General features: G+C 45.0%; 26 protein-coding genes. 13 read left to right on the plus strand and 13 right to left on the minus strand.

The features are described 5' to 3' along the window. Positions 1-28 precede the first annotated feature (28 nt). Together fre and HUZ36_RS19095 are read left to right on the plus strand one after the other, a co-directional pair. Entirely contained in the window at positions 29-742 is a 714-nt protein-coding gene (fre, locus tag HUZ36_RS19090) for an NAD(P)H-flavin reductase (RefSeq protein WP_147389213.1), read from the plus strand. Between the two features lie 152 nt (positions 743-894). Then, positions 895-1,305: a CBS domain-containing protein gene (locus HUZ36_RS19095; protein ID WP_404824210.1), complete on the plus strand. Its 411-nt coding sequence runs from the start codon at positions 895-897 to the stop codon at positions 1,303-1,305. Positions 1,306-1,325: 20 nt separating this feature from the next. Here the strand turns inward: HUZ36_RS19095 and add are convergent, their stop codons facing one another. The 7 genes from add to cyaY form a co-directional block, all read right to left on the minus strand. Then, positions 1,326-2,321, minus strand: coding sequence for an adenosine deaminase (add, locus tag HUZ36_RS19100; RefSeq protein WP_176033714.1), 996 nt, complete (start codon positions 2,319-2,321; stop codon positions 1,326-1,328). Positions 2,322-2,453: 132 nt separating this feature from the next. Next, positions 2,454-3,557, minus strand: coding sequence for a heme biosynthesis HemY N-terminal domain-containing protein (locus tag HUZ36_RS19105; RefSeq protein WP_147389215.1), 1,104 nt, complete (start codon positions 3,555-3,557; stop codon positions 2,454-2,456). After that, positions 3,554-5,371 carry a uroporphyrinogen-III C-methyltransferase gene (locus tag HUZ36_RS19110; RefSeq protein WP_176033715.1) on the minus strand — a complete coding sequence of 606 codons (1,818 nt, stop codon included), beginning with the start codon at positions 5,369-5,371 and terminating at the stop codon, positions 3,554-3,556. Before HUZ36_RS19110 ends, HUZ36_RS19105 begins: the two co-directional genes overlap by 4 nt. Continuing rightward, a complete protein-coding gene (gene hemC, locus HUZ36_RS19115; RefSeq protein WP_128731202.1) occupies positions 5,372-6,310 on the minus strand; it encodes a hydroxymethylbilane synthase in 939 nt (312 codons plus the stop codon). 104 nt (positions 6,311-6,414) lie between these two features. Further along, a complete protein-coding gene (locus HUZ36_RS19120) occupies positions 6,415-7,263 on the minus strand; it encodes a DUF2914 domain-containing protein (RefSeq protein ID WP_176033716.1) in 849 nt (282 codons plus the stop codon). A 45-nt stretch (positions 7,264-7,308) separates the two neighbouring features. Then, complete coding sequence (locus tag HUZ36_RS19125) at positions 7,309-7,965, minus strand: alpha/beta hydrolase (protein ID WP_176033717.1); 657 nt, start codon at positions 7,963-7,965, stop codon at positions 7,309-7,311. Next, complete coding sequence (cyaY, locus tag HUZ36_RS19130; RefSeq protein ID WP_125253619.1) at positions 7,965-8,285, minus strand: iron donor protein CyaY; 321 nt, start codon at positions 8,283-8,285, stop codon at positions 7,965-7,967. Before cyaY ends, HUZ36_RS19125 begins: the two co-directional genes overlap by 1 nt. Before the next feature lie 155 nt (positions 8,286-8,440). Here cyaY and lptM point away from each other — a divergent pair, with 155 nt between their 5' ends. From lptM to HUZ36_RS19165, 7 genes are all read left to right on the plus strand, one after another. Next, the gene (gene lptM / locus HUZ36_RS19135) at positions 8,441-8,617 is read left to right on the plus strand and encodes an LPS translocon maturation chaperone LptM (protein WP_128731199.1); all 177 of its coding nucleotides are present in this window, start codon (positions 8,441-8,443) and stop codon (positions 8,615-8,617) included. A 1-nt stretch (position 8,618) separates the two neighbouring features. Then, a complete protein-coding gene (gene lysA, locus HUZ36_RS19140; RefSeq protein WP_176033718.1) occupies positions 8,619-9,872 on the plus strand; it encodes a diaminopimelate decarboxylase in 1,254 nt (417 codons plus the stop codon). A 127-nt stretch (positions 9,873-9,999) separates the two neighbouring features. After that, on the plus strand, positions 10,000-10,830 hold the full coding sequence (gene dapF / locus HUZ36_RS19145) for a diaminopimelate epimerase (protein WP_125253616.1): 831 nt from the start codon (positions 10,000-10,002) through the stop codon (positions 10,828-10,830). Beyond that, a complete protein-coding gene (locus tag HUZ36_RS19150) occupies positions 10,827-11,450 on the plus strand; it encodes a DUF484 family protein (RefSeq protein WP_147389220.1) in 624 nt (207 codons plus the stop codon). The genes dapF and HUZ36_RS19150 overlap by 4 nt, the downstream gene beginning before the upstream one ends. After that, positions 11,447-12,370 (plus strand): tyrosine recombinase XerC, encoded by a 924-nt coding sequence (gene xerC / locus HUZ36_RS19155; RefSeq protein ID WP_176033719.1) that lies wholly within the window; start codon positions 11,447-11,449, stop codon positions 12,368-12,370. The genes HUZ36_RS19150 and xerC overlap by 4 nt, the downstream gene beginning before the upstream one ends. A 2-nt stretch (positions 12,371-12,372) precedes the next feature. Further along, positions 12,373-13,074 carry an HAD-IA family hydrolase gene (locus tag HUZ36_RS19160; RefSeq protein WP_176033720.1) on the plus strand — a complete coding sequence of 234 codons (702 nt, stop codon included), beginning with the start codon at positions 12,373-12,375 and terminating at the stop codon, positions 13,072-13,074. 83 nt (positions 13,075-13,157) lie between these two features. Next, positions 13,158-14,669: a peptide MFS transporter gene (locus HUZ36_RS19165; protein WP_176033721.1), complete on the plus strand. Its 1,512-nt coding sequence runs from the start codon at positions 13,158-13,160 to the stop codon at positions 14,667-14,669. A gap of 33 nt (positions 14,670-14,702) precedes the next feature. Here the strand turns inward: HUZ36_RS19165 and HUZ36_RS19170 are convergent, their stop codons facing one another. Continuing rightward, positions 14,703-16,037 (minus strand): hypothetical protein, encoded by a 1,335-nt coding sequence (locus HUZ36_RS19170; RefSeq protein WP_176033722.1) that lies wholly within the window; start codon positions 16,035-16,037, stop codon positions 14,703-14,705. A gap of 115 nt (positions 16,038-16,152) precedes the next feature. Between HUZ36_RS19170 and HUZ36_RS19175 the strand changes: the two genes are divergently transcribed. Continuing rightward, positions 16,153-17,034, plus strand: coding sequence for a dTDP-4-dehydrorhamnose reductase family protein (locus HUZ36_RS19175; RefSeq protein WP_176033723.1), 882 nt, complete (start codon positions 16,153-16,155; stop codon positions 17,032-17,034). 19 nt (positions 17,035-17,053) lie between these two features. Here the strand turns inward: HUZ36_RS19175 and HUZ36_RS19180 are convergent, their stop codons facing one another. After that, the gene (locus tag HUZ36_RS19180; RefSeq protein WP_128731192.1) at positions 17,054-17,359 is read right to left on the minus strand and encodes a DUF6482 family protein; all 306 of its coding nucleotides are present in this window, start codon (positions 17,357-17,359) and stop codon (positions 17,054-17,056) included. Between the two features lie 77 nt (positions 17,360-17,436). Here HUZ36_RS19180 and HUZ36_RS19185 point away from each other — a divergent pair, with 77 nt between their 5' ends. Next, positions 17,437-18,147, plus strand: coding sequence for a pseudouridine synthase (locus HUZ36_RS19185; RefSeq protein ID WP_176033745.1), 711 nt, complete (start codon positions 17,437-17,439; stop codon positions 18,145-18,147). Here HUZ36_RS19185 and HUZ36_RS19190 read toward each other — a convergent pair. Then, positions 18,125-18,511 (minus strand): MAPEG family protein, encoded by a 387-nt coding sequence (locus tag HUZ36_RS19190; RefSeq protein WP_125253608.1) that lies wholly within the window; start codon positions 18,509-18,511, stop codon positions 18,125-18,127. The genes HUZ36_RS19185 and HUZ36_RS19190 overlap by 23 nt on opposite strands. Positions 18,512-18,829: 318 nt before the next feature. On the opposite strand from HUZ36_RS19190, the gene HUZ36_RS19195 reads away from it, so the two are divergent. Continuing rightward, complete coding sequence (locus HUZ36_RS19195) at positions 18,830-19,699, plus strand: EamA family transporter (protein WP_176033724.1); 870 nt, start codon at positions 18,830-18,832, stop codon at positions 19,697-19,699. Here the strand turns inward: HUZ36_RS19195 and HUZ36_RS19200 are convergent. Together HUZ36_RS19200 and HUZ36_RS19205 are read right to left on the minus strand one after the other, a co-directional pair. Continuing rightward, positions 19,686-20,000 (minus strand): DMT family transporter, encoded by a 315-nt coding sequence (locus HUZ36_RS19200; protein WP_128731190.1) that lies wholly within the window; start codon positions 19,998-20,000, stop codon positions 19,686-19,688. The genes HUZ36_RS19195 and HUZ36_RS19200 overlap by 14 nt on opposite strands. 2 nt (positions 20,001-20,002) lie before the next feature. Continuing rightward, on the minus strand, positions 20,003-21,529 hold the full coding sequence (locus tag HUZ36_RS19205) for a carbon-nitrogen hydrolase family protein (RefSeq protein ID WP_125253605.1): 1,527 nt from the start codon (positions 21,527-21,529) through the stop codon (positions 20,003-20,005). Positions 21,530-21,686: 157 nt separating this feature from the next. On the opposite strand from HUZ36_RS19205, the gene HUZ36_RS19210 reads away from it, so the two are divergent. After that, positions 21,687-22,754 (plus strand): GGDEF domain-containing protein, encoded by a 1,068-nt coding sequence (locus HUZ36_RS19210; protein WP_176033725.1) that lies wholly within the window; start codon positions 21,687-21,689, stop codon positions 22,752-22,754. Between the two features lie 37 nt (positions 22,755-22,791). Here HUZ36_RS19210 and HUZ36_RS19215 read toward each other — a convergent pair whose 3' ends face one another. Beyond that, positions 22,792-25,077 carry a penicillin acylase family protein gene (locus tag HUZ36_RS19215; protein ID WP_176033726.1) on the minus strand — a complete coding sequence of 762 codons (2,286 nt, stop codon included), beginning with the start codon at positions 25,075-25,077 and terminating at the stop codon, positions 22,792-22,794. Between the last annotated feature and the right edge of the window lie 169 nt (positions 25,078-25,246).

Below are 25,246 nucleotides of genomic sequence, written 5' to 3' on the forward strand. Positions count from 1 at the left end.
TTAGCCACGTGCTTAATAAAGGTAAGGTATGCAAGTATTAGCAGCAGAGGTTGTTTCTATTACACCTCTTACAGAATTTGTTCACAAAGTTATTTTAAAACCTGAAGAGACAGTCAAGTTTGAAGCCGGTCATTATCTGCAAGTCGTACTTGGAGAAAAAGACAAGCGCGCTTTTTCTATCGCCAGTAGCCCATCGACTCAAGATCAACTGGAATTACATATCGGTGCCTCTGGTGCAGACTCTTATGCCATGCAATCTTTAGAGCACCTACGTCAGGCATTTGATACCAAGCAAACCGTACAGTTAGAGGTGGGTCTTGGCATCTCGCAGTTACGCACGGATCAAAACCGCCCAGTAGTATTACTGGCGGGCGGCACAGGATTTTCTTACGTAAAATCAATGGCTGACTATCTGGCTGAAACGGGATACGACCAACCCGTACTGTTTTACTGGGGCGTAAAAGAAGAGTCAGCACTTTATGCAAAAGCAGAAATGGAAGCTTGGGCATCATCCAACAAACACTTTCAATTTATTCCTGTAGTAGAAAATGCCAGCGATGCTTGGCAAGGCCATCGCGGCTATGTACATCAAGCTGTGATGAAAGATATTGTTTCGTTAGAGCCATACAGCATCTATATGGCTGGGCGCTTTGACATGATTGGCATCGTGCGTGATGATTTTATCAACCATGGCGCAGAGCGTGAGTTTATGTACGCAGATGCCTTCGCGTTTATTAAGTAACCAGAACTAAGTTATTTAATAGCAATTTATTCAATGTGTGACTGGTCGTCAGTCACACATTGAAAAAACAGAACAAACCAATCAAAACAATCCATTTTACCAAAAGTCACTCGCCCGCTATTCTCTTCGTACACACAAAGACCGCGAGAAGTATGATGAGTAAACTCTATGTTCGTGACATTATGTCACCCGATTTTCCAACACTAACCGCTGACACTGAACTTACTGATGCCATTACTTTGCTGCAAAAGCATCATTTAATTGGTGCTCCTGTGGTAGATACACAGCGTCATCTGGTTGGATTTGTATCAGAACAGCAAATGCTCAAGCCTTTGCTTAATTCCAGCTACTTTTGCGATGGTAAAGTGCAGGTAGGAGATTTACTGGCAACGCCTGCCCTGAGTGTTGAAGCTGCAACAACCGTTGTCGACCTAGCACAGCGAATGCAGCAAAATAGCCCTAAGGTTTATCCTGTCATAAACGAAGGTAAAGTCATAGGAATTGTGACGCGTAGCCAAGTGGTTGCGGCACTCAAAGAAAGTTATCTTAGCTGTGCGGGATAATCCCACACAGCTAGTTCAATTTAGGCTTTCTTTGCAAGTAAGGCTTTTTTATCGGCCTCACTTAAAAAAGCAATCTCAACTGCATTGCGCTGCGCTTTATGGATATCACTCAAGTCTAGACCTGCCGCCGCAGCTGCATGGCTATACTCGTTATCTAGCTCAATACCTTGAACCGCAGGATCGTCAGTATTGATGGTTGCCAACACGCCATGATCTAAAAATGCTTTTAACGGATGCGTGGTTAAGCTTTCGACAGTGCTTGTTTGGATGTTACTGGTTAGGCAAGACTCGATCCCGATACGATTATCACGTAAATAGTCCATCAGAGCAGGGTCATGGATTGCTTTAACTCCGTGACCGATACGTGTTGCACCAAGCTCCTTAATAGCTTGCCAGATACTTACCGCGCCCTCAGCTTCGCCAGCATGCACGGTCACACCAAGATAAGCATCACGAACCTGTTTGTAATGTTCAATAAACAGCTCGCCAGGGAAGCCCAGCTCGTCACCCGCGAGGTCAATCGCAACTAACCGCTCCTTAAAGGCAAGTAGCGCGTCTAGCTCATATTGGCATTTCTCAACACCAAATGTGCGTGACATAATGCCAATCAGGTTAACCTGAATGTCTTGACCCTTGACTGCACTTTGCACTCCGTCGACTACGGCTTCAACCACGCCCTGCGGGTGTAGATTATGGGTTTTTGCCATGTAGTAAGGGCTAAACCTTAACTCAGTGTAATCAATACCTTGTGCAACTGCGTCGGCAACATTTTCCACCGCAATACGGCGACAAGCATCGTAGTCACCTAGTACCTTTACACCCCAATCTAGTTTTTCAAGAAACGCCATGAGGTTGGGGGCATTGTCTAACACTTGCACATGGGGGCGCAGGCTTTCAATATCTGTAGCAGGGAGTTCCATATTAAACTGCTGGCCAAGTTCTAAAATCGTTGTCGCACGAACGTTACCATCTAAGTGGCGATGTAAATCTAATAGCGGAAGTGTGTTATTGATCATAAGAGGCTCGATTTGCAGTTAAAATTTTTGGGATCATACGCACCTAACCTAAGATAGCAAGGACAAATGTCAGTCTTGAGTATAGCTAACTTTAATACAAAAAAGCCTGCACATCGCTGGGCAGGCTGTTTGTTACGATTTTGCGATTAAATACGCTTTTTCGTAGGTATGTATTTTTTCGTAGGCGAGCTGAGCTTGTTTACTCCAGCGCGCTTCCCATGGGTGGGCACTTAATGAGTCAAAAATCTTAGCGGCGAGTTCATAATCCGCTTCTGCGTTACAAAGGCACGCAAGTGCAAACAATAGCTCTTTATCATCAGGGTGCTTTTTCAACTGTTGTTGTAAGGCTAATTTAAGCTCTGCGTTAGCCTGTGTATTGTATTGCAGATATTCAGCCAATTGATGATATTGACCCTGCTTCAATAACTTCTTCAAGTCTCCAGTGACTTCTGCAATACGCCCCTGTTGTAACTTAACTTTGGTTAGCGCAGGTACTGCATGTGCCTTTACAGCTTTAGGTAGCATATTAAACAAAGTGTCAGCTTGTTCTGGTGTGGCTGTAAACAAGCGCTCAAACAGAGTTTGCCACTGTGCATCACTCCAATTTAGCTTTTTATGCCACTTTGCAATTTGTGTCGTGGCTTGTTCAGACTGCTGCGCCTCAACACATGCTGCAATATACCCACTTAGCACCGCAGCGGTTGGCTTCGCCGCTGACATTTTGTCATCTAATAAAGCCAACGCTTGCTCACTATTATTGGCTTCAAGCCACAGCGTCGCAAGCTGTCCTTGGTTATCATCGGATATCGCTTCTAACTCAGTATTGGCTTTAACAATATCCCCTTGCTTCAAAGCTGCTTTTGCAGCGATGGCGCGAACATAGTCTTGACGCTCATCTGGCTGCGGCGTTTTTGCTAACAACGTTGCGGCTTGCTCTACTTCACCATTAATTAATAGCCACAAGCTTTCATCCCAAGCTTGCTGCGCTTTTAATTTACGCTTTCTTGAAAAGTGACCTTTGGTATTTATTAGGTGACGCCACGACCAACGCACTATCTTACCCAGCAACACTAAAGCTGTGATAGCGAGTAATAACAAGATAGTGAAAGACACTATGCTGCCTTCAATCGTAGTTTGATTGAAGGAGATAAGCACATAGCCTTTTTCATCAATCAGTAGGTGGCTCGCAGCTAAGGCAATGAAAATGAGTACGAAAGTAATGATTTTTGCCATCATTTGAGCCACCCCTTCACAGCCGCAGGCGTTGCTAGTTCAACAGAATCTTGGCGTTGCACTTCGCTGCGGCTTAGTTTGTGCAGCGCCTGTTGCATCGCATTCACCGAGGGGTGCTGGGTGTCAAAATAACGCGCCAGTGTTTCGGCTGCACCATCAAGGGCACTAAAATAAATGCCTGCTTGTTGATCCATTAGTGCCGTTTGCGCCTGAGTCAAATAAGCACGTAGCTGAGCGCGAATAAGTAGCTGTTCATTCTTATCAAGGAGCGGGTCGATGATCACTTCGTCATGATGGCGTATGGTAATAAAGTCATCAACTAATCTCTGCCAAGAGCGCTGTAAGTTTGCTTTCCAATCATCAACCTGTTGCGATAACACAGCGTCTTCACTCACACTCGTTTGGGGGATCTGTTTGGTTTTAATCGTTAGCACGTCAACCTGAGACAGCAAGCCATGAAGCTCGAAATAGAGCGACTCTGTTTGTGGTTTGGGCAAAGCTTTCAAGGTAGCAATGTCGGTGGCAATCGCCTGTTTCACCACTGCGGTGTTGGACTCAGACGCTAAGCTCTCTAACAACCGCTCAAGGATAGCAACAGCACCAAGGTAATCTTGTTCTGCTGCAACCTTAAACGTAGCTAAGCGCTGTAAATATAAAGCTTCTGAGGCAACTGCACCACTTACTTGCTGCTGCGCCTTAGCAAGCGTCTGCATAAGCTGTGTATCCACATTTTGCTGTTGCTCAGCCAATCGCTTTGTGACATCACCTTGCAGCGAGTCGAGCACTTTTTCTACCCGCTGAAGTTGTGATTTAGCGCCATTCAATTGTGTACTTAGGAGCTGATTTTCCGCGCTAATTGCTTGATTAGCCAATAACGTTTGTTGCAACTGTTGTTGTTGCTGTAGATAAACATAGCCAGCACCAGTACCACTACCAAGCGCGACGAGTAACGCCAAGAGCGCAACCTTACTCACTCCTGTTTTTGCTTGATGTGATGCGACCGTTTGCTCAACTGCTCTTTGTGTTTGCTGAGTATTTGTATGCTTTGTTTGCGATTCAGACTGAGTCATTTTGCGCCCTTGCTGCCTGGTATAGTCGATGATACTCCCTGCGATGGCACGATTATCAGGGCCATGACATACCACAATTTGAGACTGTTCAATGTTATAGGATTGCTGTACATGCTCAGCAATACGTTGGCTCACAACAAAGAAAGTACGCTGAGCCAACCAATCTTTACTTGCTGACGACTGCGTATTAAAAATCGCATCCGCTGCACTGTTACTGGTAATGACTATACCTTCAATCTGCTGGCTTCGCCAGTGGTCTAACCAGCTATCCGAGGTATCCTTTACCGCTGTGCGCTCATACACCGCCAAGCTATCAACGATGGCACCTCTTGCTTTGAGGGTTTGGGCAATAACGGGACGCCCACTTTTGCCTTTAACCAACAATACACGTTTACCCTCAACCGACGACAGCTGCCGAAGTGCAAGCAACCCTTCAGAGTCTGGTTGCTTAGGATATTTAGCCTTGATATTAAGAGTTTGCTGTATAGCATCGGCCGTGCCTTCACCAACAGCAAAGGCTGCGCAATGCCCCGCTAATGGTACTGCTAATTGGCTAAAATAGCGCACTGCATCTGGTGATACAAAAATGGCTAACTCGGCTTCATGTATCATCGCCTGAGCCGCGTCACTAACCGCGACTTCATTTAACCTTAGTACAGGGCAAATCACAGAGCTTATCTGCTGCTGTGACAATAACTCAGATAACGGCTCAGATTTTCCAACAGGTCGAGTCAGCGCAACTTTCATTTAAGCGTCCTTATAAACCTCAGCTAAAATCTTGTCTGCTCCTTGTGCAAGTAACGATTCGGCGAGTTGAATGCCAAGTTGCTCAGCCTCTGCGACAGTACCACGGCACTCACCACGCAAGATTTCACTACCATCAATTGCACCGACTAGACCTCGTAAGTGTACTTGATCACCCGAAACTTCAGCGTACGCACCGATTGGAACCTGACAGCCCCCCTCTAAACGACGGTTCATTGCTCGCTCAGCAAGTACACGAATGCGCGTGTCAGTATGTTCAAGTGGTGCTAAAAAGGCTTTGGTCTGTGCATCATTGCTACGACACTCAATGCCCACCGCGCCTTGACCATTTGCCGGTAACGAAGCTTCAGGCTCAATATAGCTTGCGATTCTATCAATCATTTCTAAACGGATAAGTCCCGCTGCGGCCAAAATAATGGCATCAAACTCACCGGCGTCCAACTTGGCTAGGCGGGTGTTCACATTCCCCCTCAAGTCCTTAATTACCAGATCAGGACGTGCCGCTCGAATTTGACACTGGCGTCGTAAACTAGAAGTGCCCACTATTGCACCTTTTGGTAGCTCTGCCAGTGACGCATAAGTATTAGATACAAACGCATCCCTTGGGTCTTCTCGCTCACAAATAGTGTGCAGTTCTAGCCCTTCAGGAAAATCAACAGGCACGTCCTTCATTGAGTGCACAGCAATGTCAGCTCTGCCCTCTAACATTGCCTGCTCCAGCTCTTTTACAAAAAGCCCTTTACCGCCGATCTTGGCCAAAGGTGTATCTAAGATTTTGTCGCCTTTCGTCGACATTGGCACAAGCTCTACTTTTAAGTTTGCATGGTGTTTTTCAAGTTCAGCTTTTACAAACTCAGCTTGCCAAAGCGCTAACGCGCTTTTACGAGTCGCAATACGTAATACGGAAACTTGTTCTGTCATGATTTGCCTTTTGCGTTAGTACAGCAACTCAAAGCGTCGCTGTATATTCTTATATTTGGTAACTTGGCCGCACAAATGAACGGCCTCAGCATGAGTGGGTCAGATCATTGCTGTGTATTATCAACGATGCGAAATGACTTCTGTGCTAATAACTGTCCAGCATTCGTTACTACTTCAACTCGCCAGTCGCCAGTTTGACTCGGCATAATATTTTTACTCGAGTAGGTTCGATAACGCATCGCTTCAATAGGTAGTTCAACTTCAGCCATTAATTCATCTTGATGAAACCACAAGTGCGATACAAGCTCCCCCTTGAGAGCATGTACTTCAGTGAAAAAGTAAAGTTTCTCTTTGATTTGCGCTGCGGAGATAATGTCTTTGAGTACATTAGTCGGCTCGCGATTATCAACCATCGTGGTTAACACCGCTCGACTAATAAATTGTGTATCAATCTTTGCTCCCAGCGCTACGCTTGCTACCTGCGCATCTGGGTTAAATCGCTTTATCTGCCCTGTTTCTGTTTCTGTTTCTGTTTCTGTTTCTGTTTCTGTTTCTGTTTCTGTTTCTGTTTCTGTTTCTGTTTCTGTTTCTCCAACAGGTTGCTGCACCACTTCATTCAATGCAAGATCTGAAGCGGTATTCGTGGTAAGCACAGCTGTAACAGGCGATTCATTGTCAGCTGTTCCTTGCGCTACACTAGGTAGAGCCTCACTCGTGTCTAACGCTACAGCCATATCATCAGCGCTGTCGATATCAATCGTGGCGGCGACAACTTGGCCATCATCTTCGTCAGCATTCACACTGTTGACGACACCGTAGACACCCGCAGTTGCAATGCCAGCAAATGCCACCGTTGCCATAAAAATGCGCTTCCAGTGCCATTGATAGGTCACCGCTGAGGGCTTTGAAGGCTGCTTACTCACCGACGTTTTTATGACAATTTTTTGTGACATTGCTTTGCTCCTGTATCTGTCACCTGCATGTGATACTAAGTGATATTAATCACTCAGTCTTTCAATAAGCCAAGCACGAATGGCTTTTAATTCTTCAAGACAAACCTGATGCTCCATGGGATAGTCTTGCCAGCTTACCTCATAACCTTGCTGCTTTAATGTATTAAAGGCTTGTTCACCAGCAAACATTGGAACCACTGGATCTGCACTACCGTGTGCCATAAAAATCGCAAGTTCAGTTTGCTTCGCTTCTGCACTCAGTTTTTCAGGCACACACATATAAGTGGATAGTGCCATGACACCAGCTAGTTTTACAGCCAAACGCGGTGCAAGATGAAGCGCAATCACGCCACCTTGAGAAAACCCAGCAAGAATAATACGGTTAGCTGGAATACCTTTATCTAACTGTGCCTGAATTAACGCTTCAACCTGAGCTGAAGAGTCTCGCACACCTTGCTCATCCGCTCTTTTATCCAGATCAAATGATTTAATATCATACCAAGCACGCATGACCATACCACCATTTATGGTGACCGGCTGCTCTGGTGCATGTGGAAAAATAAATTTTACGCCTAATTCACCTGGTAAGTTTAGCTCAGGTGCAATCGGTAAGAAGCCATTACCTGAGTCGCCCAAGCCATGTAACCAAATGATGCTCGCTTTATGCTCTCCCACGGCGGGGTGTTCTACAAACTCCAACATCAATCGTGCTGCCACTCTATAGGGGTGTTTGCTTGCTTCGTGGCTGCGTCGCTCATAAATTGCCAAAACTCAGCACCGGAGCGATTATCAATCCACTGATCACCACGCAATTCAAAGTGATGACCATTAAACTTAGTCGCCACCCATACTTGGTGCAATGGTGCTTGTTTGTTGATAACAATTTTGCTCTTGTCAGGGAAAATAATCTCTAGAATTCCCGCTGCTGATTCGTAATCTAAATCAGCGTCACAATCATCGATCTGCTCTTCAATAGTCAACATTAGCGCATCGGCTAACTCATGATATTCACTTTCTGTCATCGTGATTTCCTCTTACTGACGCACTGCGGCATGGTGCCTAAGCTTAACTCGCTATTTGAGCAATTTGATGAAGACGAAATTTCAATAGCGAAAAGCTGCTTTTTTTATCAATTCTGTTACTCTGCGATTATAAAGGCACTGACACGAATTATCTAATGAAAGCGACACCTTATAAATTTAGCGTAACGGCACTTGTTTTTACTACTTTAATCGGATTATCGGGTTGCGGTCAAAGCGGTCCGCTTTATTTGCCTGAGCAACAGGCTAAAAAATCAAACCAATCGAAAGTAGAACAAGCAAACCAGCCTGCAGCAGAACAACAGGAGCGTTAAAATGGATTATTTCAATTACCGAGATGGTAAGTTATTTGCAGAGGATGTCTCGATTAGCGATATAGCCAAGCAATATGGTACTCCCTGTTATGTCTATTCGAAAAAAACCCTCGCTAGGCATTATCACGCTTTTACGGATGCCGCAGCCGGTCATCCCCACTTAGTGTGCTATGCAGTAAAAGCAAACTCCAATATTGCCGTCTTGAATGTCTTAGCTCAGCTTGGTTCTGGTTTTGATATTGTGTCAAAGGGTGAACTTGCTCGTGTACTTAAAGCCGGTGGAGATCCACAAAAAGTCGTCTTTTCTGGTGTCGCAAAAACAGAAGATGAAATCGCGTTTGCGCTTGATACTGGTATAAAGTGTTTTAATGTTGAATCGATTGCAGAGCTTCACCGGATCAGTGAAGTAGCGACTAGGCTAGATAAAATCGCGCCTATTTCATTGCGCGTAAACCCGGATATTGACGCGAAGACTCACCCTTACATTTCGACGGGCTTGAAAGAAAATAAGTTTGGTATTGATATCAAGGCTGCATTTGATGTGTACCAGCTCGCCTATGCCCTACCTGGCTTAAAAGTAGTTGGGATCGACTTCCACATCGGGTCTCAGTTAGTTGAGGTTAATCCATTTTTAGCCGCTTTAGATAAAGTGCTTGCGCTAATCACACAGCTGGAAAAAGCGGGGATTTACTTACATCACTTGGATATTGGTGGCGGCCTTGGTGTACCATATGATGGTGAAAAACCACCGCACCCGAGTGCATACGCTGCAGAAATTAAAGCCAGACTGGAGCAATTTACTGATCTAGAACTTATTTTTGAACCCGGTCGTGCCATCGCGGCAAATGCGGGGGTTCTAGTCACTAAAGTCGAATTTATTAAGCCAACTGCACACAAGCACTTTGCAATTGTTGATGCCGGCATGAACGATATGCTGCGCCCGTCGCTATATCAAGCTTGGCAAAATATTGTGCCAGTCACGCCGCGAGACGATGTAGAGTCGATAAATTATGACGTGGTTGGCCCTGTATGCGAAACAGGTGACTTTTTAGGTAAAGACCGAGTACTAAAACTAAAAGCAGGTGATCTATTAGCACAACGCAGTGCTGGTGCCTATGGCTTTACCATGAGCTCAAATTATAACTCTCGCCCTCGTTGTGCAGAAGTTATGGTGGATAACGACCAGCATCACTTAATTCGCCAAAGAGAACCACTAGAGTCTCTGTGGCAATATGAACAACTACTGCCACAATAACCCAACTTAGTACATAACCTAGGGGGCAGCATAAAGCTTTACATTAAGCCGCTTCCCTAGTCGATGTATCCATGGCAAAGTATTAGCAAAGTGAGGACATGGTTTTATACCAAAAGATAACCACTCTATGTTTATAAACTTTTCAAAAATGCACGGTTTAGGCAATGACTTTGTGGTGATAGATAATGTCACTCAAAATGTATTCTTGTCTCGAGACCAAATAAAAAAGCTTGCAGATCGCCATTTTGGCATTGGCTTTGACCAGTTATTAATGGTCGAGGCGCCTTACTCTCCCGACTTGGACTTTCATTATCGTATTTTTAATGCTGACGGTAATGAAGTTGAACAATGCGGTAATGGTGCTCGTTGCTTTGCCCGTTTCGTACGGATGAAGGGACTCACCAATAAGCACAAGGTGAATGTATCCACCAAAGGGGGCAATATTACTCTGTACATCGAGAAAGACGGTCAAGTGACAGTCAATATGGGCAAGCCAAATTCGAATCCACAAGCCATTCCGTTTCGTGCAAATAAGCAAGAAAACACCTATATTTTAAGAGCTGATGAACATACCGTGTTCTGTAGTGCCGTATCGATGGGCAACCCACATGGTGTAATCATTGTGGACAGTATTGACACCGCAGATGTTCACACGCTTGGTCCTTTACTAGAACACCATGAACGATTTCCACAAAAAGCCAACATCGGCTTTATGGAAGTCGTATCTAGAGAGTATATAAAGTTACGGGTGTGGGAACGCGGTGCGGGTGAAACCTTGGCATGTGGCACTGGCGCTTGCGCTGCTGTAGTTACCGGTATTATGCAAGGAAAGCTGGATGAAACGGTTAGGGTTGACCTACCTGGCGGCAGCTTGCAGGTGCGCTGGGCAGGTCAAGGCCAAGTGGTGAAAATGACCGGACCGGCGGAACACGTTTTTGACGGACAAATAGCGATATGACCCAAAAAGAAAGCGAGGTGACAGAGCAACACGTTGTAGAATACCTACGCGCGCACCCTGACTTTTTATTGCGCCATCCCTATCTTATGTTGGAGTTGAAATTACACCACCAACAGCAAGGATTACCTGACCTTTCCTTGCATCAACAGCGCCTGTTGCGACAGGAAGTCGACACGCTAAAACAGCAGATCCGCGACATGATTGAACATGCAACGGCCAATGAGCTGATCTTCAAGCAGCTTACGCAATGCCAGCTGGCCATCATGCGCTGTACGGAGCTAAACGCGATTAATGACACATTGGCACAACGCTTTGATGCCTACAGCGACATTCAATGTAAGCTTATCAGTATTGACGACTCAGTGTCTGAATTGGTTACAGCGAAGCTAACCAGCAGTAACTGCTATCTCGGTCGTATCAGCCAGCAATTTGCAGCACAACTATTTAGCGACTTTGAGGTTGGCTCCGTTGCACTATATCGCATTTCGGCATCGGAACAAGGGAACTACATTCTCGCGTTTGCTAGCCGCTCAGCTGAACACTTCTCACCACAGCATGATAATATGTTGATCGCAGCATTTATCCAAACGTTAACGCTAAAACTCGAAGCGCTGGCATGACCCAAACGCCGCTAACCGATGAATGGGCAGAGCCAATCACCGCCTTTATGGCACACCTTCGCCATGAAAAGCACTACTCTGAGCACACCTTGAACCAGTATCGGACGCAACTCACTCAAGCAGCCTTATATTTTTGCCAGTACGCCAGTGCTTGGCAACAAGTTAGTGGCGAACAGATCCGTCGCTACAGCATGAAACTGCGAAGCCAAAATTACAACCCCAGAACCATCAACCTTAAACTCAGTTGTATCCGCAGTTTATACAAGTTTCTAAAACTAAAATCGCAATCAAAGCAAGCTGTCGTAAACCCGGCACAAGGGATCCGAGGCCCTAAATTTCAAAAGCCATTACCAAAAAACCTTGATGTCGACCAAATGGGGCAATTATTAGAAATTCCATCAGATGATGCTTTAGCTGTTCGTGATAAAGCCATGATGGAATTAATGTACTCCAGTGGGTTACGGCTGAGCGAGTTAGTTGGTGCAAACCTATTAGATGTGAAAGATGGCGAGATCCGAGTGTTAGGTAAAGGTGGTAAAACCCGTATTGTTCCCGTTGGGGGCAAAGCGCTCAACGCATTAGACGACTGGCTGAATATCCGTTCACAGTATGCTCCGCCAGAAGAGCCTGCGCTTTTTGTCAGCAAATTAAAGCGCCGGATAAGTCCACGGCATGTGCGCGCAAGGATGAAAGAATGGGGGCTGAAGCAAGGGATAAGTACACCTATTCATCCACATAAACTGCGACACTCTTTTGCCACCCATTTACTTGAGTCTAGTGGCGACTTGCGAGCAGTCCAAGAAATGCTTGGTCACGCTAGTTTGTCAGCCACGCAGGTCTATACCCATTTAGATTTTCAACATCTAGCAAAAGTGTATGATAGTGCTCACCCTAGAGCGAAAAAACAAAAAGACGAGTAATCATGCGATTTAATAAGCCTATTTCAACTATCCGCGCGATTAGTTTTGATTTAGACGACACGCTATACGATAACCGCCCAATTATTATTGCTGCGGTTCAAGCAATGACCGATCACCTCAACGCTATCCCAAAATGGCGTGCCAAAGGGGAAACATTTTGGTTACAGTGTCGTGATCAAGCGCTCAAACAAGACCGGACGCTGGCGGAAAACGCCACTCGATGGCGTCAAGCTGCTCTCCATCTCGGTTTCACCATACTGGGATATGAACATGATGCAGCAGCAGATGCTACTCAACGTGCTTACCAAGCGTTTGCAGATGCCCGTAGCAATATTGTCGTCAGCGACTCCGTTATCGACTTACTCACACAATTACGTCGTAAGTTTCATATTATCGCCATCACAAACGGTAATGTAGAGGTAGAGAAATTTAACCTAAGGAATAGCTTTGACTTAGTGCTTCGCGCTGGCATTGATGGTCGTGCTAAACCTCACCCTGAACTTTATCACCTTGCTTGTCAGCATTTTAATATTACACCAGAACAGTTACTCCATGTAGGTGATAGCCTAGATACGGACGTCCAAGGTGCACATCGCGCAGGTGCATCAAGCGTCTGGCTGCGCAATAACTTTACTCAATACCGCTATCAAGGATTAGCAAATATAGAAATAGATAACATACAGATGTTAAAAAACATGATGTAATGTTTCTCTACTGTGGTTGCATTCAGTGCTCGAATAACGTACTAATATTGACTTCCAAAAAACGATAATAATGGAAGTAAATTATGTCATCACAGGACACCACAAGTGATGTGGGCTTTTTTGGCCATCCCAAAGGCCTACTCACTCTTTTTCTCACTGAGATGTGGGAGCGCATGAGTTACTATGGCATGCGCGCCATGCTCGTTCTTTTTATGACCGCCACCTTACAACAAGAAGGACTTGGTTTTACAGTTGCATCAGCTGCTGCAATTTATGGTCTCTATACCGGCTCAGTCTATTTTTTAGGGTTGCCTGGAGGCTGGATAGCTGACCGCTTGCTCGGTGGCCAACGTGCCGTTTGGTATGGCGGTATTATCATTATGATCGGCCATATTATTCTTGCCATACCCAGCCAATTTTCTTTTTTTGTCGGGCTCATTTTTGTTGCCTGTGGGACTGGATTATTAAAGCCAAACATCAGCGCAATGGTTGGCCAACTTTATAGTGATGAAGACAACCGTCGAGATAGTGGCTATGCCATTTACTATATGGGTATCAACTTAGGCTCTGTGATTGGCTATATGGTCTGTGGCTATTTTATGGAAAATATCGGATGGCATTGGGCGTTTGGCGCTGCGGCTGTTGGTATGGCTATTGGCCTTATCACTTACCGCTTAACAGGTCGTCACATTGCAACTGTTGGCCATGTTCCAACCAACCCTATGTCAGCCAGCCAAAGTACTAAAGCATGGGGTGCAATCGCCCTTGCCGTTGCGACTGTTGCTGCTGTGACAATTGCCACCTTTACCGGTGTACTGATCATCGACCCCGTTATACTGGCAAAATATGTCGCTATCGCCTTTACGATCACCTTTTTCTTGTACTATGGCTACATTTACTTTGCTGGTAACTTAGATGACAATGAAAAGCGCCGTATGTGGGCATTATTTTTGGTTTGCGTAGCCTCAACGTGCTTTTGGTCTGGCTTTGAACAAGCAGGTTCATCGCTGAACTTATTCGCCCGAGATTATACAGACCGCCTGATCGGCAGCTTCAGTATTCCTACAGCTTGGTTTCAGTCAACTAACGCTTTTTTCATCATTATCCTATCACCGTTTTTTGCCGCCCTTTGGATTAACTTAGCTAAGCGCATGATAACGCCGACCTACAGTATTAAATGTGCAATCGGATTACTTATTATGGCAAGTGGCTTTATTGTCATGTTTTTCGCTTCTCAATATGCTGCACAGGGCTTGAAAGTAGCACCTATGTGGCTGATCACAACTTATTTTCTTCATACGGTTGGCGAGCTATGTCTAAGTCCGGTTGCACTTAGTGCAGTCAGTAAGTTATCTCCAAAGCGCTTTGCTGGACAGATGATGGGGGTATTCGTACTAACTTACTCTATTGGCAATATTTTCTCAGGTCTACTAGCAGGCAGCTTCGACCCTAATAATATCGCTGATCTTCCAAACCTCTATCTGCAAATTGCACTATTCACAATCGGTATTGGTGTTTTTGTAGGTGTGCTTGGATTAAAAACCAAGCATTGGGAGAAACAATCTGAAAAGCCGCTCACTGAGCAAACGGCTTAACCGCCATGATGTAAGTGTAGGGGCGTCATGCTCCTACATCTTCTCAAATTCAGCTGAAACCAACTGCCCTTCGTATGCCTTAAAGTGACCCACCCACTTGGGTGCAGCCACCTCTATGGTGTCATAAAAACGTTCAACTTTACCTAGTTTTGACGCCGCACTTTGTGGATCAAGATAACTAATACCATAAAACTGCCATGGTAATAGCACCTGAGATATTGATGCCAAACCAATCAAGTTGGCATTACGCAAAGACCATGCTTCTTGTAGTTTTACTGAGGTTACTTTACCTAACTTGTTCAACTCCATAAGCTGATGGCACCCCGTATACAATATTGTTTTGCGTTCAACATCTTGCCATTGAATAAGATGAGATTGCTGCTGCTCGATAAACAAGTCTATATCTGTTTTACCTTGATAACAGGGTGGCGTAGTCGGCTCATCAATGTGAAAGCGACCTATCGTTAACTCAGACAACTTAGTGTTTGGAGTTTTGGTATATCTCCCCTCTTGAAAGAAAGCGACATTAGCATAGCGTGCAGTTAGCACAGAGACATGATGTTGGCTCAAAGGTCGATTGATAATAGCAAGAGACTCATCTTCGACTTGCACCTTGGCATCAATATCGTGGATATTAATTAAGTTTGCCAATGCTACGGGCAATAAGGTAAACGCATATTGATAACCTACCAGCTTGTCGTGTTCAAACAAGAATGCGTGGTTACGGCCAATCGTGGCTAGTTTTTGGTGACTGTTAACCGGCCATACGAGTGTAAAGCGCCCTATTTGCTGCTCTGCGGTAGCAAAGGTATCACCCAAGGCTACCCCAAATACCTCTGTGGGTGTAATTGCGGTATCTTTAACTTGGGTCACCTTTTGCTCAGCACGCTTGGCGTTAAGATCAATTGTAATTTGAGATGAAACTGTGTGTGTCTTTTTGGAAAAAGCAGTCGCGGTAATCATTTCATAATTATCAGCCGTGATGGCTGTTTTTGTGCGGCATGCTATCACAGGATAAGCAAATATGCGCCCTGATACAGCGACAAGTTTTCCATTATCTTTTAACCTCTCTTTTAGTACCACTTTGTCTATGATTAAGTCGCGACCTTGCTCTTCAGATTTCTCGATCAGCGCCTCAAATAGTGACCGTTTTACTCCATCTAGCAAGTCAGTGGCGACTGTTTCTATTTGCTCTCTACGGGGTTCTTTTCCCATTAACGTTGTGATTGAATCAAAGTGCTGCCGAAAAATATTGATAACCGTTGCACTCTCGTTAATGTCACAGTCACTGCCTTTCATCCATATTTGTGCAGCAGGTACGTGCGAGGAGAATATGACTAGGCTTGCCAACAAAACTTTTTTATTCATTTTTTTCCTTGTTCTTTGTCCTGACATTAACTTAACGCAAACCAATATGAACCTGTAGTTTTTATTGCGATTTTGCTACTGTACAAACTCTTTTTTCATGAAGGATAGCATCATCATGTCGACTGTTATGATCACAGGTGCAACAGGTTTACTTGGTCGCGCACTGTGCCAAAAAATAAGCCACCACCACACAGTTATTGGGTGTGGTTTTAGCCGTGCAGTGGCCCCGTTACACCAATTAGACTTAGGAGATCAAACAGCGGTGCTAAGCTTTTTAGACACACACCAGCCTGACTACTTGATCCACGCCGCTGCCGAAAGAAGACCCGAGTACTGTGAGCGTGACCACCAAGGGACGTTGGCACTCAATGTGGCTGCAACAGAGTTTCTAGCTAAAACATGCCGCCAACGGGGGATCCGCTTTTTCTTTATCAGTACCGATTATGTTTTTGACGGTACATCCCCCCCATACCTTGAGTCAGACCCAACGCACCCGATTAATTTTTATGGTGAAACAAAGCAGGCTGCAGAACGAGCAATTATAGCGGACAGTGAGTTACATACCATTGTTAGGGTGCCGGTGTTATATGGAGAAGTGACGACATTGGAAGAGTCTGCGGTCACTATTATTGCCCAGCAGCTACTTGATTCCCCAAGTGCTAGCCATGACCACTGGGCTATCCGTTATCCAACACATGTCGATGATATTGCATTAACGCTCAATGATGTTATCGCCAACCCAGACGTGACAGGAATCATCCATATTAGTGGCAATCAAGCATTCACTAAATACGAGATGGCGACGATCATGGCGCAAATACTAGATGTGCCAAGCCATCTTGTGACTTCACGAGCGACACCGAGTGGTGACGCCAAGCGGCCAAAAAACTGTGCGCTCAAAGACACTAGGTTGTTACAGTATGGGATCAATCACCAGCGTGACTTTGCAACGGCTGTTGCAGACGTACTGTCTACTCATATGCCTCGTTGTCAATGAGGCATAACCTGACGGTGGGCTAAAACAGCCCATTTCGACCGAAGGGAACTTCCAAGGTGTTATCGCTAGCCGAGACGGGATGCCCTATCATTTCATCGTAGGCACTTTGATGCCTTATCACCATTTCCACGTAGCTAATATCAGACAGACGTTTTTGAATTTGCAGTGGGTTATGTGCTTTTAAAAACTCACCATTTTCCTCTTTGACATAATACTCTACGTTGTTTACAACTACACTCACCTGATAAAGCGCCAAATCTATCGAATGAACAATGACTTTTTGTAGTGGTTGATGGTGTTTTAGTTTTGAAAATAATATCGCCATGCTCAGCAAAGAGATCCAAATTTACAAGTAGATACATTACAATACGCATGGTGCTCAATAACAGTTCAATTCAGTTTATGTCCTACCCAATGCGTTTAGCAAAATATCTCGGCCATTGTGGTGTCTGCTCACGGCGACAGGCTTCGCGTCTAATTGATAGTCAACGCGTGATGGTCAATGGTCGCCTAGCCAATCATATCGACCACATCACACCTGAAGACCATATTACTGTCGATAATATTGCTGTTACTAAGCCCGAACCTAGACGACTATTTGCGTATTACAAACCGGTCGGTATTGACTGTAAAGTAAAGCCACACGACCCGCACAGTATTTATCATGTTTTACCTCAGTCCTGTCGTGTTTACCCAATTGGCCGACTAGATAAAGATAGCCGAGGGCTATTACTACTTACCAATGATGGTGAGCTATGCCAACGCCTGATCCATCCGGATCAACATCAGGAAAAGGAATATGAAGTACAAGTCGACAAGCCTATTGATACTGCATTTTGCGCCAAAATGGCAGCAGGCATACCAATCAAAGGACAAGTCACCTTACCGTGTGTGGTAGAGCAAATTGCCCCCGATCGATTTAAGATTATTTTGCGCCAAGGCCTCAATCGGCAAATAAGAAAAATGGCGCATTATTGTGGCTACCACGTTATTGATTTGCATCGCGTCCGGATTGCAGCACTACAATTGACACAATTACAGATTGATAGTGGTGAAATAAAAGAAATTGCAGCTGACTTCTTTGCCCAAACTACAACCCACACACAACAATGATTGCAACAGCACATCCCATACCAAGTGCCCATACAATAGAGCGAAGTACATCGATATTCAGCCAGTAAAGCACACAATACAGCGCCCGAGCCGTAACATGCCCGATGGCTAACCACTCAATCAAAGGAGTATAAGTTTGGGTGCCAAATGCAACCGCCATGGCCACTGCAAAAACGGCTAATGACTCAAAACAATTTTGATGTGCCGCAAGCGCTCTGGCACCAAGCCCCGTTAATCTTTTTTGTTGCTCTCGAGGGTGTTTATTGTCGTAACCACCTTCTTTATTCATTGCCACTGCGACTGGAATTTTGGCAAAGTAAGGTAATAAGATGGCAAGAATTGCACAGATAATTAAGATGTTCAAAAGATACTCCTTCAACTATTAATATCGCGACTCTCAGTAGAGCAGAATAGTTAAAAAAAGAAAAGCCATAAGCTAGAACAACGGTTCTTACCTATGGCCAAATCTCGTAGCATCGATATTAATCTTAGCTCGATTTTTCAGATTTAAAATGTGGCAAATTGTCGCAGCGCTATTTTGTCGTCAGACTGCACAAGTAAAATTGGGCTAGTCCATTGATAGTAAAATAAATTATTTTCACTATTATTATAATTCATTTATGCTTAATTGAGTCTTTATTGTATGCTGAGCTGCATCATCGACTGTTAGAGCTCAAGTATAATGTGGATCGTATTCACGCTGTTAGCCGCTTTCTCGCAAGCTTGGCGAAATGCTTTTCAAAGCCAGTTGAGCGCCAGTGCCTCAACGGCCAGTGTTACCCTCGCGCGATTTATTCTTGCAAGTCCCCTAGCCCTGTTATATTTGTGGCTACTCTACCAATTCAACCCAGTAGCACCGCTTGCCATTTCCACACATTTTCTCTTTTATGTCTTTGGTGCCAGCGTCATGCAAATCTTAGCAACGGGATTGATGGTCGTGCTTTTCAAGCAAAATAACTATGCCATCGGTGCTGGACTGGCAAAAAGCGAAGCGTTGGTTGCGGCTATGTTAGGTGTGCTGTTTTTTGGTTCTAGCTTAACTTTACTCGGGTGGTTTGGCGTTTTTATTGGCGCGATTGCTGTGATGCTACTCAGTGGCTTTAGTTTACGCACTGTAGAATGTAAAACCGCACTTATCGGGCTTGCTTGCGGCACTTGCTTTGCGCTTACTTCATTGTGGGTACGTGAGGCCAGTATTGCCGCCGGTTTACCTTTTCCTCATAGTGCAGCTTGGGCGTTACTGCTGGTGTTATTATGCCAAACACTGATGTTGAGTATTTATATGACACTGCGAGAGCCTCAGTCATGGTTGATACTTTGGCGGCACCGAAAGCTGACCACTGCAATTAGCGTCAGTAGCTGTATTGGTTCTATTGGTTGGTTTAGCGCCATGAGCCTTGAGCATGTTGCTTATGTAAAAACACTCGGCCAAGTAGAGGTCTTTTTTACATTACTTATCTCTGTTTTGTGGCTCAAGGCACCGATAAAAAAGCGTGATTCAGCGGGACTGGTGCTGATCGCCATCGCCGCAGTTTTGGTTATGCTAACTTAAGTACCACGACGCCACTGATAATCAGCAACACACCCAAATAACGCATAAAGGTACTGGGATCTCCGTAAAAGGCGATCCCGACCAAAAATGTCCCCGCAGCACCAATGCCTGTCCAAACAGCATAAGACGTACCAAGCGGGATCTGTTTTTGTGCCATCCATAACATCCATCCACTGAGCGCCATAAAGCCGACAGCGATACAAATTCCTAGCCATCTCGTCTCTGCTTGCTGCGCCATTTTCAAACCAACCGGCCAGCCTATCTCAAATAAGCCAGCCATAATTAAGTAAATCCATGCCATCGTTACTGCGCTTTCAACTCCACCGAATATAGATCTTTTCTGCGATCTCGTAAGTTACGCACAGTTCCTTCACTATGCAATATTTTGAGCTTATCTAAATCCAAATCACTGAATAGCAGCATCTCGGTATTGGGAGTGGCTTCGTTAAGCGCAGCATCGTGTGGAAAAGCAAAATCTGATGGTGTGAGTACTGCCGATTGCGCATACTGTACATCTAAACTCTCCACTTGTGGTAAGTTACCAACACTCCCCGCGATTACCACATAACATTCATTTTCTATTGCTCGAGCTTGCGCACAATGCCTAACGCGCAGGTAACTATTTTTGGTATCAGTCCAAAATGGCACAAACAAGATGTCTAAACCCTTCTCAGCCATAATGCGAGAAAGCTCTGGAAACTCGACGTCATAACAAACCTGGATCCCGACACGACCGGCATCGGTATCAAACACCTCTATTTTATCACCACCCTTTATCACCCAATCATAGTCTTCATGTGGGGTGATATGAATTTTACGTTGCTCATCGACCTTACCCGAGCGGTGACAAAGATAACTGACGTTGTAAAGCTTATCGCCTTCGAGCAATGGCATTGAGCCGGTGATAATATTGGCATTATATTCGATTGCCATTTGCGACATTGCTTCACGAAATCGCTCGGTATAAGTGGCTAAAGCACGAATAGCTTCAGTTTGATTTTTGTATTGGCCAAGTCCCATCAGGGGAGCATTAAAAAACTCTGGAAAAAGGATAAAATCACTTTGGTAATCTGACACCGTATCAACAAAGTACTCCACTTGCTGCATCAACTCCTCTACCGACTCCACACGACGCATTTGCCACTGTACCGCACCAACTCTCACAATGGTTTTTTTGCTCTCGATAACTGTATCTGTCGGCTCAAACAATATGTTGTTCCACTCTAATAACGTCGCGTAACCTTCTGAATCTTGATCTTCCGGCAAATATTGCTTGAGTAGACGTTTGACTTGAAAGTCGTTAGCCAGCTGAAAGCTCAAAATAGGATCATGAAGTTCTTTGTGATCTACTTTATTGATATATTCCATCGGCGACATGCTGCGGCGATATTGCTTGTATAATGGGATTCGACCACCAGCGAGGATCGCCCGCAAGTTATACTGACGACACAGCTCTTTTCGGGCATCGTACAACCGGCGTCCTAACCGCAGCCCGCGATGACTTTTGGCGATAACGACATCTAGACCGTACAACGCATCTGCATTACTATCACTAAAAATTCGACTATGTGCATCCACAATATCCTCGTAAGTATGTGGATTCGAGAATGTTTGATAATCGACTTGCACACTCAGCGCGATACCAACAATTCGCTCACCATCCTTCACGCCAATTTGACCTTCAGGGAATTGGTCAATTAACCTAAAGATTGTGTGGCTTGGCCATGCGCCTCCAAGATCAGGGTAGGCTTCATCCATTAACTGCTTCACCTGGTCATAATCGGACTTTTCTAGGTTACATAGCGTGATCCGCGCTTTTTCTATAGACATGTCAACTCCAAAGCTTAGGTTACCTTCCTATCTCTACTCTATCACAGTTAACCTTACTCGATACTGAGTAGATTAACCTGAGCTTAGGATAAATAAGCAGCAAATCAAAACTAACCTTCTATACTTGTTTTATTGTGTATAACTCAAGAGCTTAGGTTTGACTAAACACCACCCTTACAGCAGGCCAGATCAAGTCGAGGCACTGAAATTTGCCTTATTGCGTCGTGTCGCGCTGTACTGTATGTGGCTGCATGTCGTGCTGATCGGGGCATTTTGGCATCTTCAAGTGGAGACGCTTGCTATTGTCAATATTGGTAGCGTCACTATGTGGTATATCGGTATTAAACTCATCGATAACAACAAACCTTCTCTCGCACTACGTGTATTCTGCTTAGAGGTCGCATTGCACGCCACCTTAGTATGTGCCTACTTAGGAATGTCTCTTGGGTTTCAATATTACTTGTGGACTGTTTCTTGTTTGATGCTGCTGGACTATCAGCTCAAGCTCAGGCACGCGGTTATTTACTCTGTCGTGCTTATCACGCTTTTTGCCACGCTAAAATTGTTATTTGACGATGTCATCTACCATTACCGATACCAAGAGTTGGTGCCGTATGTGCACTTTGCTAATGTACTGATATGTGGTATTCCAATGATTTATACCATTAGCCATATTCGTAAAATGACCGTACAGCAACGCGATGAGCTAGCAGAGCTGGCTGCGCATGACCCGCTTACCAAAATGTTTAACCGCCGCTATGCCAAAGAGCTTATCACCCATGCGAAAGAAAGCTGCATATCCACACACTCACCATTATGTTTAGTGATGGCTGACATTGACCACTTCAAAAAAATTAACGATACCTTTGGTCATGGTAAGGGGGATAAGATTTTAAAGACTGTCGCAAAGACAATACAATCACATATGCTGCCAGCAGATATCGCTGTGAGGTGGGGCGGTGAGGAGTTTTTGATTGTATTGGCGCCTTGTTCTGGCGATGAAGCAATGCGACGCATCGAGCAATTACGCCAAGCCATTGAAAGTATCAAGTTTGAGAATAACATAATCAAAATCACCATGAGTTTCGGTATCACCAACTGGGATCACAGCGAGTCTTTTGAGCAGGCTATTCATCATGCAGATGCTGCGCTTTATCGCAGCAAAGAATTAGGGCGCAACTGCATTACAACTGCGCCCTCGATATCTACCACCCAAACGAGTTAACTGCACCCCACCCTTGCTGAACATGACTAAAATAAGGTTATTGCGGTGAAATACGTATTTCGTGAGTCAAAGGCTGCGGTAACAAAGGCGTATTACTTCCAGCGCTGTATTCAGCAAAGCCTGAACGATAAAAAGGCGAGAGTGGGTGCCCACTTTGCCCACCAGCGACTGTTAAAATCGCGTTTTTAAGATGTCCTGGCTGTGCGATAAAGCGCTGTGAGGCACCAAAGGCTGAAACTTGTACAGCTGGCATAAACGTATCACCAAATGCTGGTACGGTCGGCATATCCAATAGTCCACTGAGCATGGGGATCTGCTGCGAAAATGGATGTTGCACCCGCAGTGCATTCACCTCTCCCCAGCGCCATGCAGCCATATTACTGCCATAAGCATCTCGCAGTCTTTGCTTCGCCAACTCATAGGCCGCAAGCTGTAAATCTTGCCAAGAGTCATATTGACCAAGCCAATCATCAGGCTGATGCGTTAACAACTGCCACAGCCCAGGCTCTAGGTAACGCTTCACCGGCTTTAATGACAGTTGCTCTTGTTGCAGCCCAGCTTCTATCGGTGCGTACAAGGTGTCAATTAGTGCACTACGGTAATACTTAACTAGTGTATACCCGACAGAGTCAGCACAAGCACAAGCTTGCCATGCGTCGAGCTTTGCCAAGTCTTGTTGGTATTGTGATGGCTCATGGTGACGTAACAAGTCAACAAGTGACTCATGCCATGGTGCTAAAAATAAAGCTTGGTTATCTAATTGTAATTGATAAAAGTCGTTTTCAGTGAAGGCTTGTTTTGCCATAAGGCCATCACGGATCTGTACCGCTCGTGCACCCAGAGCATAGCCACCGTCACCAAAGCGCTGATCATCCTCTACAGAGACAACTCGAGAGTTAGCAGTCCATAATTTACCGTTAGATGGATTTTGCACGACAGGACGATTCACTTCGTTCTCTTGCCATGCTTGCTCATATGAACGCATTGCAGCAGCAGTATCGTGGGTTATTTTTCTAGCAGGTACCGCCCCCATTAATGTCCATGCGGCAGCGCCTTTCTTATCCACAACCATCAAGTTTTGCACTGGAATACCGACCTTTACTGCATGAGTCGCCGCCGCCGCTGCATCTGCCAGTAGCTCCATTCCCACTAATTCCAAGTTAACGGCATAAGGCTGATGTGCAACCCAGCTAAGTGCATACTTATCATCACCGATTTGCTTCACAGGGCCAAAGGCACTCATTTCTAATTGATAAATATGCTCACTACCATCAGGCAGTTTAATTACTTCAGAAATAAGCTGGGTTTTAGTATCAGCAGCTAACGCTACCCAATCAGCCATATCGACATAACTATTGGTAAACCCCCAAGCAATACTATTATTACTACCAACGACAATGGCAGGTGCACCAGGTAAAGAAATTCCGGTTACCTGCACAGCCTGCCCTTGATGTTGATAGTTTAATTGTGCACGATACCAGATTGAAGGTACATTCAGGCCCAAGTGCATATCATCAGAGAGCATAGCAGCGCCAGTTTTTGTTAACGCGCCCGTCACTGCCCAATTGTTACTGCCATACAACGGCTGATCTGCGATTGCGCTGGGAAGGTAAGTGCTCAGCGGCTGCGGTAACGTTGGAATAGTCGCAACTGCTGAGTCTATTACACTGTTATCTAATGCGGCTTGATACCGACTTGGCTGTAGAATAAAGTCAAGCATCTCATGGCCAAATTTTTGCTCTAATACGATGAGTGCTTCGTCACGTTCATAGGTGCCAGCCTGTAAATCCAAGTACATACCAAAGATAGTCAACAGGCTATCTTCAGGCCGCCAAGCTTGTGGCTCGGCGCCCAATAACAGGTATTCAAAGCTGGTAAACCCCGACTGTATACGGCCATCATTCACACCTTGCGTATACCGAGTTAGGATTTGCTTATGTGATTGTGGTAAAGACATCACAATTTGTCTTGCCCGTTTTCTAAACTGATGAAAGCGCATCTTTTCATCGCGCTTGATTGCTGCAGCACCAAATAACTCACTAAGCTCACCTGCAGCATTACGCCTTAATAAATCCATCTGAAAATAACGATCCTGTCCATGCGCAAAGCCAAGTCCATAAGCCGCATCAGCTCGGGAGCTTGCAGACACGACAGCCTGGCCTAGCGCATCTCTAGCTAACACCACAGGCGCATCAATCCCCACAGCACTTCCCTTTCCATCTAGCGCAGGAAGGCTTAGCGCCAAAGCACCATAAATGCCTGCCGTTCCAATTAGCAATAACAAGAGTACAACAACAGTAAATCGTTTAATCCAAGTAAACATGAATATCCTTAACTTTTTCAGCTACGCAATTTAGGCTTAGAAGATATAGCACGTCATCAACTGATAGACCAACTCTGCCATAACCATAAGACAATCAAGTTAAAGCATTTTATTTTTCAATTAGATTTCGCTTTGCGTGTACTGAACTATAGTTAAAGCATCGTCTTAA

The sequence above is a fragment of the Pseudoalteromonas sp. McH1-7 genome (assembly GCF_013366255.1).
Classification (GTDB): Bacteria; Pseudomonadota; Gammaproteobacteria; order Enterobacterales; family Alteromonadaceae; genus Pseudoalteromonas; species Pseudoalteromonas peptidolytica.